This window comes from Rodentibacter myodis, from assembly GCF_001999305.1.
Taxonomy (GTDB): domain Bacteria; phylum Pseudomonadota; class Gammaproteobacteria; order Enterobacterales; family Pasteurellaceae; genus Rodentibacter; species Rodentibacter myodis.
Map to the genome: position 1 here is coordinate 155,858 of NZ_MLHQ01000001.1, position 16,014 is coordinate 171,871.

General features: G+C 41.7%; 18 protein-coding genes. 11 read left to right on the top strand and 7 right to left on the bottom strand.

Annotated features, from left to right (window positions below; all coding sequences use genetic code 11):
* Positions 1–17 precede the first annotated feature (17 nt).
* From mutM to radC, 4 genes are all read right to left on the bottom strand, one after another.
* Entirely contained in the window at positions 18–833 is an 816-nt protein-coding gene (mutM, locus tag BKL49_RS00730) for a DNA-formamidopyrimidine glycosylase (protein ID WP_077422734.1), read from the bottom strand.
* Between the two features lie 120 nt (positions 834–953).
* Entirely contained in the window at positions 954–1,124 is a 171-nt protein-coding gene (rpmG, locus tag BKL49_RS00735; protein ID WP_005613503.1) for a 50S ribosomal protein L33, read from the bottom strand.
* A gap of 11 nt (positions 1,125–1,135) precedes the next feature.
* The gene (rpmB, locus tag BKL49_RS00740; RefSeq protein WP_005542826.1) at positions 1,136–1,372 is read right to left on the bottom strand and encodes a 50S ribosomal protein L28; all 237 of its coding nucleotides are present in this window, start codon (positions 1,370–1,372) and stop codon (positions 1,136–1,138) included.
* Positions 1,373–1,585: 213 nt separating this feature from the next.
* Positions 1,586–2,248, bottom strand: coding sequence for a RadC family protein (gene radC, locus BKL49_RS00745; protein WP_077422735.1), 663 nt, complete (start codon positions 2,246–2,248; stop codon positions 1,586–1,588).
* 179 nt (positions 2,249–2,427) lie between these two features.
* On the opposite strand from radC, the gene coaBC reads away from it, so the two are divergent.
* Genes coaBC through crp form a run of 5 tightly spaced genes read left to right on the top strand, consistent with a single transcriptional unit; the run spans position 2,428 to position 5,719 of the window.
* On the top strand, positions 2,428–3,630 hold the full coding sequence (coaBC, locus tag BKL49_RS00750; RefSeq protein WP_077422736.1) for a bifunctional phosphopantothenoylcysteine decarboxylase/phosphopantothenate--cysteine ligase CoaBC: 1,203 nt from the start codon (positions 2,428–2,430) through the stop codon (positions 3,628–3,630).
* Between the two features lie 46 nt (positions 3,631–3,676).
* Entirely contained in the window at positions 3,677–4,132 is a 456-nt protein-coding gene (dut, locus tag BKL49_RS00755) for a dUTP diphosphatase (RefSeq protein ID WP_077422737.1), read from the top strand.
* A gap of 3 nt (positions 4,133–4,135) precedes the next feature.
* Positions 4,136–4,792, top strand: coding sequence for a nucleoid occlusion factor SlmA (gene slmA / locus BKL49_RS00760; protein ID WP_077422738.1), 657 nt, complete (start codon positions 4,136–4,138; stop codon positions 4,790–4,792).
* Positions 4,793–4,809: 17 nt separating this feature from the next.
* A complete protein-coding gene (locus BKL49_RS00765) occupies positions 4,810–5,028 on the top strand; it encodes a YheU family protein (RefSeq protein WP_077422739.1) in 219 nt (72 codons plus the stop codon).
* Positions 5,029–5,047: 19 nt separating this feature from the next.
* Positions 5,048–5,719: a cAMP-activated global transcriptional regulator CRP gene (gene crp, locus BKL49_RS00770; RefSeq protein ID WP_077422740.1), complete on the top strand. Its 672-nt coding sequence runs from the start codon at positions 5,048–5,050 to the stop codon at positions 5,717–5,719.
* A gap of 226 nt (positions 5,720–5,945) precedes the next feature.
* On the opposite strand, the gene BKL49_RS00775 is transcribed toward crp, so the two are convergent.
* The 3 genes from BKL49_RS00775 to BKL49_RS00785 all read right to left on the bottom strand — a co-directional run bounded on the left by BKL49_RS00775 (position 5,946) and on the right by BKL49_RS00785 (position 10,610).
* Positions 5,946–7,073: an N-acetylneuraminate epimerase gene (locus BKL49_RS00775; protein ID WP_167367097.1), complete on the bottom strand. Its 1,128-nt coding sequence runs from the start codon at positions 7,071–7,073 to the stop codon at positions 5,946–5,948.
* 636 nt (positions 7,074–7,709) lie between these two features.
* Positions 7,710–9,557 (bottom strand): TRAP transporter large permease, encoded by a 1,848-nt coding sequence (locus BKL49_RS00780; RefSeq protein WP_077422742.1) that lies wholly within the window; start codon positions 9,555–9,557, stop codon positions 7,710–7,712.
* A gap of 66 nt (positions 9,558–9,623) precedes the next feature.
* Entirely contained in the window at positions 9,624–10,610 is a 987-nt protein-coding gene (locus BKL49_RS00785) for a sialic acid TRAP transporter substrate-binding protein SiaP (RefSeq protein WP_077422743.1), read from the bottom strand.
* Positions 10,611–10,907: 297 nt separating this feature from the next.
* On the opposite strand from BKL49_RS00785, the gene BKL49_RS00790 reads away from it, so the two are divergent.
* From BKL49_RS00790 to nagB, 6 genes are all read left to right on the top strand, one after another.
* On the top strand, positions 10,908–11,516 hold the full coding sequence (locus tag BKL49_RS00790) for an SGNH/GDSL hydrolase family protein (protein WP_077422744.1): 609 nt from the start codon (positions 10,908–10,910) through the stop codon (positions 11,514–11,516).
* 18 nt (positions 11,517–11,534) lie between these two features.
* Positions 11,535–12,215 (top strand): N-acetylmannosamine-6-phosphate 2-epimerase, encoded by a 681-nt coding sequence (locus BKL49_RS00795; protein ID WP_077422745.1) that lies wholly within the window; start codon positions 11,535–11,537, stop codon positions 12,213–12,215.
* 75 nt (positions 12,216–12,290) lie between these two features.
* Complete coding sequence (locus BKL49_RS00800) at positions 12,291–13,196, top strand: N-acetylmannosamine kinase (RefSeq protein WP_077422746.1); 906 nt, start codon at positions 12,291–12,293, stop codon at positions 13,194–13,196.
* Positions 13,189–14,055, top strand: coding sequence for a MurR/RpiR family transcriptional regulator (locus tag BKL49_RS00805; RefSeq protein ID WP_077422747.1), 867 nt, complete (start codon positions 13,189–13,191; stop codon positions 14,053–14,055). The genes BKL49_RS00800 and BKL49_RS00805 overlap by 8 nt, the downstream gene beginning before the upstream one ends.
* A gap of 8 nt (positions 14,056–14,063) precedes the next feature.
* On the top strand, positions 14,064–14,942 hold the full coding sequence (nanA, locus tag BKL49_RS00810; RefSeq protein ID WP_077422748.1) for an N-acetylneuraminate lyase: 879 nt from the start codon (positions 14,064–14,066) through the stop codon (positions 14,940–14,942).
* A gap of 230 nt (positions 14,943–15,172) precedes the next feature.
* Positions 15,173–15,979, top strand: coding sequence for a glucosamine-6-phosphate deaminase (gene nagB, locus BKL49_RS00815; protein ID WP_077422749.1), 807 nt, complete (start codon positions 15,173–15,175; stop codon positions 15,977–15,979).
* Positions 15,980–16,014 lie beyond the last annotated feature (35 nt).

Consider the following 16,014-nt stretch of genomic DNA (forward strand, 5'->3'; position numbering starts at 1 on the left):
AGGCGCATTATGCGCCTTTATTTTTTCTTTTGGCAATGCGGACAAAAATAGCTATTGCGTTGTCCGATCACTAAGCTTTCAATTTTTGTACCGCACTTTGGACAAGGCTTGTCTTTGTTGCCATAAACCAATAATTCTTGCGCAAAATAACCGGGGCGACCATCAGGTTGTAAGAAATCTTTGAGGGTTGTCCCGCCTTGTTCAATAGCTTTTGTCAGCACAGTTTTTATTGTATCCACAATTAGTTCGCATTGTTTTCGGGTAAGATTGCCGGCAGATTTAAGCGGGTGCAAACCACATAAAAACAGGCTTTCATTCGCATAAATATTCCCAACTCCAACAACAACGGCATTATCCATTAAAAATGTTTTAAGTGCGGTTGATTTTTTGCGGGATTTTTTAAATAAATAATCGGCATTAAATTCATCGGAAAGTGGCTCAGGCCCTAATTTTAAGAACAAATGAAATTCATCAAGGTTTTCCGCCCATAACCAAGCACCGAAGCGGCGTGGATCGTTATAACGTAATAATTTTCCGTTATTCATCACAATATCAACGTGGTCGTGCTTATCTATGGGGCTATCGTGCGGCACAATGCGTACCGAGCCGGACATTCCTAAATGCCCGATGATATAGCCTTTTTCCGTATGAATAATCAGATATTTCGCACGGCGGGTGAGATCTAAAATTTTGACATTTTTTAGTTCCATCAATTCAGGGGAAACCGCCCAACGCAATTTGGGTTGGCGAACGGTAATTTTTTCAATCGTGAAACCTTTAAGATAAGGGCTGACACCACGTAGTGCAGTTTCGACTTCCGGAAGTTCAGGCATTTTGAGTTCTCTTTGATGAAATAAGGAAGTATTTTATTCCTGATGAGGGGGGAATAAAACGACTTGATGAGAGATGTAAAAAAACCCGAACAGAGTCGGGCTTTTTCTAAATCTGCAAAATTATTTGATTTTTGCTTCTTTATAGATAACGTGTTTACGCACAACGGGATCAAATTTTTTGATTTCCATTTTTTCAGGCATATTACGTTTGTTTTTGTCGGTTGTGTAGAAGTGACCGGTCTCTGCAGTAGAAACTAAACGGATTTTCTCACGAGCGCCTTTCGCTGCCATATTTTAGCTCCTTAGATTTTTTCGCCACGAGCACGGATTTCAGCTAACACTGCATCAATGCCTTTTTTATCGATAATACGCATACCTTTCGCAGTTAAACGTAAGGTTACAAAACGGTTTTCACTTTCAACCCAAAAACGGTGAGTGTGAAGGTTTGGAAGAAAACGACGACGTGTCGCATTCATTGCGTGTGAGCGATTGTTACCCACAGCCGGACGCTTGCCTGTTACTTGACAAACTCTAGACATAATAATCTCCAATAATTAAATATAAGCTCGAGCTTACAGTTCGGATTGTTCTAAACCTGATAAAAACAGGTTCGCTACCTCGTCAGGTCGCGCTAATCCGACCCGCTTACTATATTAAAGGTCGCAGATTATACTGATTTAATTTTTATTTCTCAAGTACAAATGCGATTTTCCCAAATGTTCTCAATAAAAAATGTTCAATTTCGGCGAAAGTTAAAGCAGGCAATTTTCTGCAAAAGAATAACAATCGGTTTTTCCCACAATAAAGTGATCGAGAATCCGAATTTCCATTAATTCTGCCGATTCACAAATTTTTTGTGTCACGATGTGATCGGAATCGCTGGGTTCGGCAACACCTGAGGGATGATTGTGGGCTAAAATGAGTGCCGCCGCATTGCAATACAAGGCTTCTTTAATAATTTCCCGCGGATAGACACTGGAAACATTAATCGTGCCTAAAAATAACCGCTCTTTTTTGAGCAAACGATGTTGATTGTCTAAAAACAGCACCATAAAAATTTCACGTTCTTCGTGTTGTAGTTCCGTTCGCAAATAAAGTTTTACGGTTTCGGGATCACTAAACACCTGTGAGTTAAACATTGCTTGTTTGAGATAACGTTTTGTCATTTCGGTGGTGGCTTGAAGCTGAATAAATTGAGTAATTCCCAAGCCTTTTACGGCACAAAAAGATTTTTGATCGGCAGAAAGTAAAGCCCGAAGCGAGCCGAAATGAGTCAATACCTGCTCGGAAAGTTGCATAACGGGGCAGCCTTTGATTCCGGTGCGTAGAAAAATAGCGAGAAGTTCATTATCGGAAAGCGTGCTAACGCCATACTTTAATAATTTTTCTCGGGGCATAAGTTCGGGCAATGCCATAGATTTTCCTTTTTTGAATCAAAATTCCGCTCATTTTGACCGCACTTTTTTCCGAATGCGAATTTGACCGATAAAATCTGAGAGGCAGATCGTAAAAATACAATTTTTTATTCCGATAAATTGAAGTAAAATGCACGACTTGTTGTTAAGCACTAACAAAAATATTAAAGGGAGTAGCGATGGATTTAAGCGGAAAAAGAATTGTCGTTGGGATGACAGGCGGCATTGCGGCTTACAAAACGATTGAATTAACTCGCTTATTACGCAAAAACGAAGCGGAAGTACGGGTTGTGCTGACCCCGGCTGCCGCCGAGTTTGTTACACCATTGACTTTGCAAGCGATTTCCGGCAATGCCGTAGCGCAATCTTTACTCGATCCTCAGGCTGAGCTGGCAATGGGGCATATTGAACTGGCAAAATGGGCGGAGGCGGTGGTGATTGCCCCTGCGAGTGCCGATTTCATTGCCCGTTTTACGGTGGGAATGGCGAACGATTTACTTTCTACCCTTTGTTTGGCAACCGCAGCCCCTATTTTTCTTGCACCGGCAATGAATCAACAAATGTTCCGCCAACAAATAACACAGCAAAATTTAACCGCACTTGAAACACGTGGTGTACGCTTGATCGGGCCAAATAGTGGCTTTCAGGTTTGTGGCGATGTGGGCGCAGGGCGAATGTCCGAACCAATGGAAATTTTGACCGCACTTTCCACTTTTTTTACGCAAACCCAAGATTTACAGGGTTTAAATGTGGCAATTACCGCCGGCCCAACGCGTGAACCGATTGATCCTGTGCGTTATATTTCCAATCATAGTTCCGGCAAAATGGGCTTTGCCATTGCAGAAGCCTTTGCACAACGTGGTGCGAATGTCACCTTAATTAGCGGCCCGGTAAATTTAGCTACGCCGAAAAATGTTAAACGTATTGATGTGATTTCCGCCCAAGAAATGTGGCAGGCAGCCCTTGAAAGTGCGGTCAAAAATCAGATTTTTATTGGCTGTGCCGCAGTGGCGGATTATCGGATTGCCGAAGTTGCCAATCAAAAAATTAAAAAATCTGGCGATGAAATGAAGATAACGTTGATTAAAAATCCCGATATTATTGCCGATGTAGGGCATTTATCGACATCTCGTCCTTTCACCGTGGGATTTGCCGCCGAAACCCAAAATGTGGCGGATTACGCAAAAGATAAATTACAACGTAAAAAATTGGATATGATTTGTGCCAATGATGTTTCCGGCGGGCAGGTGTTTAATGCCGATGAAAATAGCCTGCAACTGTTCTGGCTGGGCGGCGGTAAAACCCTTTCTTTAAAATCGAAAGCGGATTTGGCTGTTGATTTGGTGAATGAAATTCTTCAACAATATCAAAAAAGCAAATAATGTTGACCGCACTTTTTGTGATGGTATGTTTAACACGGAGACGTAAATGAAAAAAATTGATGTGAAAATTTTGGATCAACGTATTGGGCGCGAATTTCCTTTGCCGACTTATGCTACGGAAGGTTCGGCAGGTCTTGACTTGCGTGCATTGATCGATGAAACCTTTGAAATTCAAGCGGGTGAAACCAAATTGATCCCGACGGGATTGTCTATTTATATTGCCGATCCTAATTTAGCCGCGGTGATTTTGCCACGTTCCGGACTTGGACATAAACACGGTATTGTATTGGGAAATTTAGTGGGACTTATTGATTCCGATTATCAAGGGCCTTTAATGGTTTCGATGTGGAATCGTGGTGCCGAACCCTTTAAAGTGGAAGTGGGCGATCGCATTGCACAGCTTGTGTTTGTGCCGGTGATACAGGCAGAATTTAATATTGTGAGTGAGTTTACGGAAACCTCACGTGGTGAAGGCGGTTTTGGACATTCAGGTAAACAATAATTTATGACAGAAGAACAATTAGCATTGGATGGCGTAGAAGTGGCAACGCCGGAAGTCAAAGCCCCGAAAATTGAAAAACGCACGGTGAAAGAACGCCGCCAGCAAGTATTAACGGTTTTAACCCATATGTTACATTCCGAACGGGGAATGGAGCGGATGACCACCGCCCGTTTAGCCCAAGAAGTGGGGGTATCGGAAGCAGCACTTTATCGTTATTTTCCAAGTAAAACCAAAATGTTTGAGGCGTTAATTGAGAACCTTGAAAATAATTTATTAAGCCGAATTAACGCATCCATTCGTAACGAAACCAATACGATCAATCGAGTACACGATATTTTGCAGATGATTTTGGATTTTGCCCGTAAAAATCCGGGCTTGACCCGTATTTTAACCGGTCACGCTTTGATGTTTGAAGATGCACAATTACAGGCACGTGTCGCCCAGTTTTTTGATCGCCTTGAAATGCAATTTGTGAATATTTTACAAATGCGAAAATTGCGTGAAGGAAAGGGTTTTAACGTGGATGTTCGCATTATCGCCGCTCATTTGGTTACCCTTTGCGAAGGACAATTTATGCGTTATGTACGCACGAATTTCCGCGCGACATCAAACCAGTCTTTTGAACAACAATGGCGTTGTATTGAACCCCTGTTGAATTGACTTTCTAAAGGAAATGTATGATTATTCCGTGGCAAGAAATTACACCCGAAACCCTTGATAACATTGTTGAAAGCGTGGTACTGCGTGAAGGAACGGACTACGGTGCTGAAGAAATGTCTTTTGCAAATAAGAAACAACAGTTATTAGCAAAAATCCGGAATGGAAGTGCGGTCATTGTTTGGTCGGAATTGCACGAATCCATTGATATTAAAGATAAAATGGAATTTTTAAAATAGGTACTGATAAGGAGTTGATATGTCAGATTACGTTGATGTTGAGATTGATGTTTTACCTCAAGAGGAACAAACGCCGGTAAGAGATCCTGCTTTAGATTGGTTTTTAACCCATTGCCATTTACATCGCTATCCGGCGAAATCAACGCTAATCCACGCCGGTGAAGATGCCACCACACTTTACTATGTGATTAAAGGTTCGGTGATGGTGTCTGCAAAAGATGAAGAAGGCAAAGAGATGATTTTAACCTATCTCGGCGCAGGCGAATTTTTTGGGGAAGCCGGTTTATTTGATGAAGGCTCAAAGCGTTCGGCGTGGGTGAAAACTAAAACGCCTTGCGAAATTGCCGAAATTTCTTATAAAAAATACCGTCAACTTATTCAAGTTAATCCTGAAATTTTAATGTTCCTTACCGCCCAATTGGCACGCCGCTTGCAAAATACATCACGTCAGGTCAGTAACCTTGCATTTTTGGATGTGGCAGGGCGAATCGCTCAAACCTTAATGAATTTGGCAAAACAACCGGATGCAATGACCCATCCGGACGGTATGCAAATAAAAATTACACGCCAAGAGATCGGGCAAATGGTCGGCTGTTCCCGTGAAACGGTAGGGCGAATTATCAAAATGTTAGAAGATCAAAATCTAATCCACGCCCACGGCAAAACCATTGTGGTATATGGTGTCAGATAAAAGGTAAAAAGAAACCGCCATAAGGCGATTTTTTATAACGAGATATTATTTTGTCAAGTCTGATTTTTGAATTATAGATTGATTTATCGACAAAATACGAAAAGGATTTTATTATTCGCCCACTTCTTGCACTAGTATAAGAGAACAGGATTGGTCTCCTGTAAAGTGTGGTCTATTTTCATAAGAAAATACCGTTCAATGGCAAATGGTATTTATCTTTTATAAGTTATTCCACGGTTAATTTTTTACCGTCATAGCTTAATGAAGTGACAGAAGTGAGTGCTTTGCCTCCATCGGTTTCCCCTCCGATGAGCAATACTTTATTACCGTAAGAAACCGAAACGCCATAACCAATATTCATTGGCAATTCACCGACAATCTGCCATTTCTCTTTGTTGAAGGTATAAACTTCCTTATGCCAAGCCTTGCTTAACCCTTTGTGGGCATAAATCATTCCGTCTTTGTATTGTTTTACCGAGCCGGGGAAGTTTGCTCCGCCGGTAACCAAATAATAACCGTGACTATACCCTGCCATTGCACCGGCTAACCCATCTTGAATCTTGCCTTTTGGCGCAGGGAGATCCGGTAAATTTTTCCATTCAACACCTTTAGGGGTGAATTTACCTTGGTGAGTTTCTGCCGTGCGAAGTCCCGGTTTGATTTCACCATTCACTAACATTAAATCATTGCCTTGAATGGTAAATGCCGCACCGGCACGACCGGAAAACGGCAAATGCCCCTCATTACGCCATTTATTGGTGGCTGGGTCGTAACTTAATAATTCGGTTGTGAAAAAATAATCTTCAGGGCGTTGTTCAAAATAGGCGGTATTAATTTCATCTTTTTTCACTTTATCTTCACCGGCGGCAACAATGTCTTGAAAATATCCGTTAAAAATAGACATATTCGTCCCGCCCATGATATAAATTTTTTCACCGTGCGAGGCACTACTTGAGCCGATTAACCCTCGAGGTGAACGGGTTGGCAGTTTTGTCCAAGTGTTGGTTGCAGGATCGTAGCGATAAGCGTCATTAATAAATTGAAGTTCGCCTTTTTCATTTTTTTGCAAGCCGCCAAAGACATAAAGTTTTCCATCCACTGCCGCCGCTACCGGTTGGCTACGTTCCCCACCGGGGAAAGTGGCAATTTCTTTCCATTGTTCAGTCGGTGTTTTTAAATCTAAAGCATAGAATTTATCTCCGCCTGTGCCTAAACCCACATAAAGGGTATCGCCAATTAATGCCCCTGCTCCACTTTTAATGCCAACAGGTAAATCGGGGTAGGCTTGAACGGTAGCTGAAAAAGTAAAAGTAGCGAAAAGTGCAGTGCATAATGCTGTTTTGGTTAATTTCATAAGAAACCTCATTTAGCTATGTTTAGGTTAGGGGGCTATTCATAAAACGGCATTGAATAGGTTTTTCTTTCTTAATTTCCCGAACAAGGAAATAAACGAATTTATGCTGAAAAGTACCGATATGTTGTAAACAAAAATATGGCGGTAGGAACGCCACGCTCGCGTCCTTATCAAAAAAATCAATAATTTCAATGCATTAACATCAGGACGCCAGCGTGGCGTCCCTACAAATTCATCAAAATCTTCAGTCAATCACACAACACCTAAATAATGTGATTGGTCGGGACGCGATGCCTCGCGTCCTTATCAAAAAAATCGAGCAATTTCAATAAATTAACATTTAGAACGCCGGCGTGGCGTCCCTACAAATTCATCAAAATCTTCTCTCATCACACAACACCTAAATAATGTGATAGGTCGGGACGCGACGCTCGCGTCCTTATCAAAAAAATCAACAATTTCAATGAATTAACATCAGGATGCCGGCGTGGCGTCCCTACAAACTCATCAAAATCTTCAGTTAATCACACAACGCCCAACATCATATCGAAATATCGAAAGTGCGGTCATTTTTCGTGAAGTTTTGGAGGGGCGTTAAAAACATCATTCACTGAAAAATTTAACCGCACTTTTTGGCTAAGGCATCAACAGATTCGGGATAAAGGTAATAATTTGTGGGAAGATTGTTATCAGTACGAGGGTAACAAAAATCGGCACAAGGAACGGCAATACCCCTTTTGTTACAGTCGAAACGGACATATTTCCCACGCGTGCCACCACAAAGAGTGCCATTCCCATTGGTGGGGTTAAAATCCCGATCATCATATTTAAGGTTGTCATTACACCGAAGAAAACCAAATCAATACCAAAGTGCATTGCAATTGGGATTAACATTGGCAGGACTAAAAATTGCAATGCCAATGCATCAATAAACATCCCTAGGAATAAAAGCAGGAGATTGATCATCACCAAAACGGTAAGTTGTGAATCGGCAACTGCCATAAAGACATCGGCAATTCGCATTGCGACTTGTTCACGGGCGATCATATCGCCGAAGAAAGTTACCGTCATCACCATTAATACGGTTACGCCGGTAATTGCCATTGCTTCGACACAACTATTAAAAAGCATTTTTAAGGTAAGTTCTTTGTAAACGAACATACCGATAATCACGGAATATAACGCTGCAATTACCGCAGCTTCTGTCGGTGTAAATAAACCGGAGAAAATACCGCCAATGATGAGAATTGGGGTCAAAATTGCCCAAATTGCTTTTTTAAATGCGGTACAAAGTTGTGCCATTGTGGCTTTTGGTGTTCTTGGATAGCCCCGTTTTTTGGAAATGTAGTAATTCATCACCATTAAGGCAATTGTCACTAAAACACCGGGGATAAAACCTGCAATAAAGAGTTTGGCAATGGATTCGTTGGCGATAACACCGTAAATAATCATTGCAATACTCGGCGGAACAAGTGGGCCGATAATGCAAGAGGCGGCAGTAATACCACCGCAAATATCGTCATCATATCCGGCATCACGCATTGCCTTAATTTCTAGCTGTCCCAAGCCGCCTGCATCGGCTAATGCGGAGCCTGACATTCCCGAAAATAATAGGCTTGCCCCAATGTTTACGTGTCCCATTCCCCCGGTGTAATGCCCTAATAATGCTTTGGCAAAATTGAAGATCCGTTCGGTAATACCGCCTGTGTTCATTAAAATACCGGTGAGGATAAAGAAAGGCACACTTAACAATGGAAAACTGTTTAGGCTCTCAATCAATTTGGAGGACGCGGCATTTGTGATATTCCAACGCACCATTGAAAAATATAATAAGGTGGCGATAAAAAGCGACCAGCCTACCGGTACGCCTAGGAACATAATCACCAACCATACGCCCAATGTGATAAAGACGGCGTTAGATCCAAATTTCACATAAGAGGAAATCCGTAAGGCTTTATACCACTCGGGATACATAAACAAAATGGCAAATAAAATTACGCCGACAACGAGGAAAAATGTGGCAGGTAAGTAGGTTTTTTGTTCTCTGAAATTATCCGCTTGGGCTTGTAGAAAACGCACAAACATTAATGCCGATGTGAAAGGTAAAGAGGCATACAGCCATTTTTCTGAAATGCCTAAGGAAACAATTTCAAACGAGGCATCCCAAAAGAGTTTGATCCCAAAATGCACAAAAAAGATAAGGCAGGCAAAAATAATAAGCTGACTAAAGGTTGCAACCGCCCGTTTTATTTTTTCCGGCATCAGGTTGGTTAAGAAATCAATAAAGACGTGTTGTTGATTACGAACTCCGATACTAATTCCCAACATTCCCACATAAACGAAAAGCAAGCGTGCCAATTCTTCACTCCAAATGAGCGGAGAATGAACAACTTGTCGGAAGAAAATTTGGGCGATAAGAATGGCGAAGATGACTAAAAATAAAATACCGCCAATCCATTCTTCAAGTTTATTAAAAATTTTCATATTGATTGCTCCGGCATAACGATAAAAACCCTAAATGAGGGGCTATATAAATAGCCCCGATACAAATTATGGGTTTAATGCCTCAATTTGTTTGATACCTTCTTCACCGGCTTTACCGTTTTTCTTAATGAATTCTTCATAATAAGGTTTCATTGCGGCTTTGAATGGGGCGAGATCCGGTTTGGTGATGGTAACCCCTTCTTTTTCAAAGAAAGCGATAAGATCACGTTCTCCCTCAATAAAGAGTTGCGTGTGGTATTCCGCCGCTTTTAGGGCAGCCTCTTTCACCACTTTTTGTAAATCTTCCGGCAGTTCCTCTAAGGTTTCATTGCTCATTAAATAAAGTTGGTCATTTAAAATATGATTGGTCATTGCCAAATATTTTTGCACTTCATAGAATTTTTGCGCTTGAATTGCCGGTAATGGGTTTTCTTGACCGTCAACAGAATTGGTTTGCAAGGCTAAATACACTTCGGAAAATGCCATTGGCGTTGGCGATGCCCCCACATATTTTGCATAGGCAAGGTTGGTTGCCGCATTTGGCACGCGTAATTTCAACCCTTTCATATCGGCAATGCTATTAATCGGGCGATTGGAAGTGGTTTGGCGTGTACCGTTATAGGCTTGGGAAAGCAGGGTCAAACCTAATTCTTTATTCATTTTATGAATTAAATTTTTACCGAATTCTGTTTCAAATAAGGCTTTTTGAGCGGTGGCGTAATTCGGGATGATATAAGGCAGGGCAAACACTTCTGCTTCCGGATAAAAAATTTGGAAGCGGGCGGCTTCGCCAAAAGTAAAGTCTAATGCACCGTCTTTTAATTGTTTTAACATTGAGCGGTCATCGCCCAGTTGTGCATTGGGGTAAAGTGAAATTTCAATTTTGCCGTTGGATTTTTCTTTGACTTCTTTGGCAAAAAGCTCCGCCGCTTTGTATTCATTTGAAGATGTACCGGCATTCATACCAAATTTAAGATCGTAATCGGCAGCATAAACGGCAGTCGAGATACCTAAGGATAGGGCGGTTATAATAAAACGTTTGGTGAATTTCATTGAAAGCCTCCATTGGCAGGTCTATGAGATAAAAAAGAGAGATGGAAAATTGCAATGCAATCAATACATCATATCGAACAATTCCCACCTGTTGCGGTTACTCTAAAGCATAAAGATCATTTTTTGAATAGAAAACGAAGTTTTATTTCAAAAATGAGAAGCAGATCACATTTTTGAATAAAGCACTTCAAAAATAAAATAAAAATGGTGTGCTTTTTCTTTTTGAGGGATATAATGACCGCCACTTAGTCAAAATCGATATGATGTCGCCGTTACAAACAATTAAAAGAGGCTTTTATGTTAAGCGATCAGGATATTTTTAATCGGTATCAACAAAAACAGGCAGAATTTGAAAAAAAATCGGAGGTGACGTTAATCGGTCATTCCTTATTTGATATGTGGGGGGATTTGCCACAGGGTACACCCTCTTTAATGGGAAAAACCGTCGCGAATCTTGGTATTTCCGGTGTAAGTACCCGTCAGTATCTTGATGTTATTGCCGCACAAGGCGCAATTCAACACCTTGGTGAAACGGTGTTTTTTTTCTTGGGTGTGAATGATATTGTGAAAGAGCCTCAATATTCGCCTCAGCAGGTGTTGGATTGGTTACAACAAATTATAGATAACATCCGCCCACTTGCTCCGTCTAATGTCCGTTACTTTCTATTGGAAGCCACACCGGTTAATGAAGATCAAATAAAAACGGTAACAAACGCTCAAATTGCCGTGTTAAATGATTATCTCGCCCATCATTGCCCGAATGAATTAACCTTTATCCCTACTCAGCAGGCTTTTCGTAACGATCAAGGTTGGCTGGCTGATTCATTAAGTTCGGACGGCTTGCATTTTTCGGCTAAAGGATATGACACTTTGGCGCAATTATTGTTACCTCATCTTACCCGCTAATGAATTTGGAGTTTAATTATGTCAGTCAATCAAAACACACTTAATATTATTCAAAATGGCTTAATTGCTTCTTGCCAACCTGTTGATGACGGCCCAATGGATAAACCTGAAATTGTGGCGGCAATGGCTCAGGCTTCGGTAATCGGCGGTGCCGCCGGCATTCGTATTGAAGGTGTGGATAATTTAAAAGCCACACGCCCAATGGTGAATGTACCCATTATCGGCATTGTGAAACGTGATTTGCCCGATAGCCCGATTCGTATCACCCCTTTCTTGCAGGATATTGAAGATCTCGCGAATGCAGGGGCGGATATTATCGCCGTAGATGGCACGAATCGCCCCCGTCCGGTTGATTTGGAAAGTGCGGTCAAAAAAATCCACGAATTAGGTTGCCTTGCAATGGCGGACTGCTCCAATTTAGCCGAAGGATTGCATTGTCAAAAATTAGGCTTTGATATTATCGGCAGTACAATGTCGGGCTATACCGGCGGTACAGTGCCGGAAGAACCGGATTATCAATTAGTCAAGGATCTTAAAGCGGCAGGCTGCCGAGTGATGGCGGAAGGACGTTACAATAGCCCTGAATTGGCAAAAACCGCCATTCAAATTGGCGCAGATTTTGTCACGGTGGGATCGGCATTAACCCGTCTTGAGCATATTGTGAGCTGGTTTGCCAATGCGGTGAAATCGGCAAAATAAAAGATAAATTTATTCTACTTATTTTTAGATTAACCATTTTAACGGTGACTTTTTACGCCGAAATAAGGATTAGTTATGCGTTGTTTAGCACTTGATATTGGCGGCACGAAAATTGCGGCGGCAATTGTTGAAAAAGGCGAAATTACCTCTCGCCAACAAATTGCAACACCGCAAGATAATGCCGCCGAGGCGTTGCACCAAGCCGTTGCCCGATTGTTAAAAAACTATATGGGGCAATTTGATTATGTCGCCGTTGCCTCAACAGGCATTATAAATAATGGCATTTTGACCGCACTTAACTCGAAAAACTTGGGCGGATTGGCTGAATTTCCCTTAAAAGAAAGTATCGCCCGTCATACGGATAAACCCATTGGCTTATTAAATGATGTGCAAGCGGCAGCCTATGCGGAATATCGGGTAACGGAAAATAATACTTTCACCAATTTTGCCTTTATCACCGTCTCAACCGGCGTGGGTGGTGGACTTATTGTCAATCGCCAATTACTCACCGAGCCAAATGGTATCGCCGGTCATATCGGGCATACTTTAGCCGATCCTAATGGTGCGATTTGTGGTTGTGGGCGGCGTGGTTGCGTTGAAGCAATCGCCTCCGGACGTGCCATTGAAGCCGCCACCGCAATGTGGGACGAACCTTGTTCCCCCAAAGAAGTGTTTGAACGCTTCAGAAAAAATGATGAAAAAGCGACCGCACTTGTGGTGCGTTCCGCTCAAACCATTGCGCATTTAATCGCCGATTTAAAAATTGGTTTGGATATGCAAAAAGTGGTGATTGGCGGTAGCGTAGGATTGGCGGAAGGTTATTTACCGTTAGTAAAAGATTTTCTAAATGAAATGCCACAAGTTTATCATTGTGATGTCGCGGCGGCACAATTTGGACAAGATGCAGGATTAATCGGTGCGGCGTATTGGGTAAACGATGTATTACTTACCCCGGCGAATAAAGGGGCAAGTTATGGTTAAAAATGGCAACGTTTTAAATACGATTAGTTCGCTCTATCAAAGTTTAACCAAAACCGAGAAAAAAATTGCAGATACGATTTTAATGTCGCCGGATTTGGTGGTGCAGTGTTCCCTTTCGGAAATTGCCGAACATTTAGATGTAGGCGAGGCAACCTTTGTACGATTTTGCCGTTCTGTCGGTTTTAAAGGATTCAGTGATTTTAAATTAGAACTTTCCATTGAATTGGCAACCAAAGATAACCTTGATAATCCATTATTGGAAACCGATATTGAGCAGGCGGATAGCTCACATCATATTGCGCAAAAGTTACAAAATGCGATTTCCAATGTGGTGAGTGAAACCATTAATTTGTTGGATCTCAAACAACTGGAAGAAAGTGTTAAAGCCATTCGCCGTGCGAATCGTATTTTTCTATTCGGCGTAGGCTCATCCGGCATTACGGCGGAAGAGGCAAAAAATAAATTAATGCGAATCGGTTTTCACGTGGATGCAACAGGCAATAATCATTTTATGTATATGCAGGCGGCATTGTTAAAACCTAATGATGTTGCCATTGGTATCAGCCATTCGGGCTATTCACAAGAAACCACCCACACCTTAAAAATTGCCAAACAAAATGGAGCAACCACGGTGGCGATTACGCATAGTTTACGTTCCCCCATTACGGAAGCCGCCGATTTTGTGTTGGTCAATGGCAATAAACAGGGCAAATTGCAGGGGGATTCCATTGGTACGAAAATCGCCCAACTTTTTGTATTGGATTTAATTTATGCTTTGTTGGTACAAAGCGAACAAGATAGAGCGGTGCAAACCAAGCAAAAAACGCTCAATGTGATTTTGGAACAACGTATAAAATAGGAGAAATTATGCGTGATTTGAAAGGTATTTTCAGTGCATTATTAGTGTCATTTAACGAAGATGGCTCAATCAATGAAAAAGGCTTACGCCAAATTATTCGCCACAATATCGATAAAATGAAAATCGATGGCTTATATGTAGGCGGTTCAACCGGTGAAAACTTTATGCTCTCCACCGAGGAGAAAAAACAAATCTTCCGCATTGCAAAAGATGAAGCAAAAGATCAGGTCGCCCTTATCGCCCAAGTGGGCAGCGTGAATTTATACGAAGCGGTAGAATTGGGTAAATACGCCACAGAATTAGGCTATGACTGCTTATCTGCCGTCACACCCTTTTACTACAAATTCAGCTTTCCTGAAATCAAACATTATTACGAAACCATTATTGCCGAAACCGGTAATAATATGATCGTCTATTCCATTCCGTTCTTAACCGGCGTGAATATGGGGATTGAACAATTTGGCGAGCTTTATCAAAATCCAAAAGTGCTAGGCGTGAAATTTACCGCCGGCGACTTCTATTTATTGGAACGCTTGAAAAAAGCCTATCCAAACCACCTCATCTGGGCAGGCTTTGATGAAATGATGTTGCCTGCCGCCTCGCTAGGTGTGGACGGTGCAATCGGTTCAACCTTTAACGTAAACGGAATCCGCGCCCGTCAAATTTTTGAATTGGCAAAAGCGGGCAAAATCAAAGAAGCATTGGAAATTCAACACGTTACCAACGATTTAATCGAAGGCATTTTAGCCAACGGTTTATATTTAACCATCAAAGAATTGCTTAAATTAGAAGGCGTAGAAGCCGGTTATTGCCGTGAACCAATGACGGCAAAAGCCACTCCGGAACAACTTGCCAAAGCGAAAGAATTAAAAGCAAAATATTTATAAATTAACGAGGATGTCATCGCCAAGGATAAAGTAGGGACGCCATGCCGGCGTCCGCAAAATTAACCCATTTAAATTATTTGATTTTTAAATATGGACGCCAGCGTGGCGTCCCTACAATTAAATTTTTAATCCTTTGAGATTACCTACATCATATGAAAATCTATTGAAAAAATGACCGCACGTTGAAATCATTCACAATAAAAGTGCGGTCAAAATAAAGGAAATTTATTATGCGTCTTATCCCTTTACAAGATGATCAACAAGTGAGCCGTTGGGCGGCGCGTCATATTGTGGATCGTATCAATCATTTCAAACCCACTGCCGAACGTCCCTTTGTGCTTGGATTGCCTACCGGCAGTACACCGTTAAAAACCTATCAAGAATTAATCGCCCTCTACAAAGCCGGTGAGGTGAGCTTCAAAAATGTGGTTACCTTCAATATGGATGAATATGTTGGTTTACCTCAATCTCATCCGGAAAGTTATCACAGCTTTATGTATAACAATTTCTTCAACCACGTTGATATGCAGCCGGAAAATATCAATATTCTGAACGGCAATGCAGATGATCTGGATGAAGAATGTCGCCGTTACGAAGAAAAAATTAAATCTTACGGCAAAATCAACCTCTTTATGGGCGGTGTGGGAAATGACGGGCATATTGCGTTCAATGAACCGGCTTCCTCATTAAGTTCACGCACCCGTATTAAAACCTTAACACAGGATACCCTTATTGCTAATTCCCGCTTTTTTGATAACGATGTCAACAAAGTACCAAAATATGCCTTAACCATTGGCGTAGCAACCTTGCTTGACGCAGAAGAAGTAATGATTCTTGCCACCGGGCATCAAAAAGCCCTTGCCGTGCAGGCGGCAGTGGAAGGGGCGGTAAATCACTTATGGACAGTCAGTGCATTACAACTTCATCGCCATTTTATTTTGGTATGTGACGAGCCGGCACAGCAGGAATTAAAAGTAAAAACCGTTAAATACTTTACGGAGTTGGAACAACGCGCCATTCATAGCGTGTTATCCTAAATCATCGGCGACCACACAAAAGTGCGGTCGTTTTT

Bases quoted from the DNA above. Each gene is read 5' to 3' on its own strand.
- BKL49_RS00765 (WP_077422739.1), top strand. From the start codon at position 4,810: ATGATTATTCCGTGGCAAGAAATTACACCCGAAACCCTTGATAACATT.
- rpmG (WP_005613503.1), bottom strand. From the start codon at position 1,124: ATGGCAGCGAAAGGCGCTCGTGAGAAAATCCGTTTAGTTTCTACTGCA.
- radC (WP_077422735.1), bottom strand. From the start codon at position 2,248: ATGGCATTGCCCGAACTTATGCCCCGAGAAAAATTATTAAAGTATGGC.
- BKL49_RS00785 (WP_077422743.1), bottom strand. From the start codon at position 10,610: ATGAAATTCACCAAACGTTTTATTATAACCGCCCTATCCTTAGGTATC.
- BKL49_RS00775 (WP_167367097.1), bottom strand. From the start codon at position 7,073: ATGAAATTAACCAAAACAGCATTATGCACTGCACTTTTCGCTACTTTT.
- BKL49_RS00800 (WP_077422746.1), top strand. From the start codon at position 12,291: ATGCGTTGTTTAGCACTTGATATTGGCGGCACGAAAATTGCGGCGGCA.
- coaBC (WP_077422736.1), top strand. From the start codon at position 2,428: ATGGATTTAAGCGGAAAAAGAATTGTCGTTGGGATGACAGGCGGCATT.
- nanA (WP_077422748.1), top strand. From the start codon at position 14,064: ATGCGTGATTTGAAAGGTATTTTCAGTGCATTATTAGTGTCATTTAAC.
- nagB (WP_077422749.1), top strand. From the start codon at position 15,173: ATGCGTCTTATCCCTTTACAAGATGATCAACAAGTGAGCCGTTGGGCG.
- crp (WP_077422740.1), top strand. From the start codon at position 5,048: ATGTCAGATTACGTTGATGTTGAGATTGATGTTTTACCTCAAGAGGAA.
- BKL49_RS00780 (WP_077422742.1), bottom strand. From the start codon at position 9,557: ATGAAAATTTTTAATAAACTTGAAGAATGGATTGGCGGTATTTTATTT.
- rpmB (WP_005542826.1), bottom strand. From the start codon at position 1,372: ATGTCTAGAGTTTGTCAAGTAACAGGCAAGCGTCCGGCTGTGGGTAAC.
- mutM (WP_077422734.1), bottom strand. From the start codon at position 833: ATGCCTGAACTTCCGGAAGTCGAAACTGCACTACGTGGTGTCAGCCCT.
- BKL49_RS00790 (WP_077422744.1), top strand. From the start codon at position 10,908: ATGTTAAGCGATCAGGATATTTTTAATCGGTATCAACAAAAACAGGCA.
- BKL49_RS00795 (WP_077422745.1), top strand. From the start codon at position 11,535: ATGTCAGTCAATCAAAACACACTTAATATTATTCAAAATGGCTTAATT.
- dut (WP_077422737.1), top strand. From the start codon at position 3,677: ATGAAAAAAATTGATGTGAAAATTTTGGATCAACGTATTGGGCGCGAA.
- slmA (WP_077422738.1), top strand. From the start codon at position 4,136: ATGACAGAAGAACAATTAGCATTGGATGGCGTAGAAGTGGCAACGCCG.
- BKL49_RS00805 (WP_077422747.1), top strand. From the start codon at position 13,189: ATGGTTAAAAATGGCAACGTTTTAAATACGATTAGTTCGCTCTATCAA.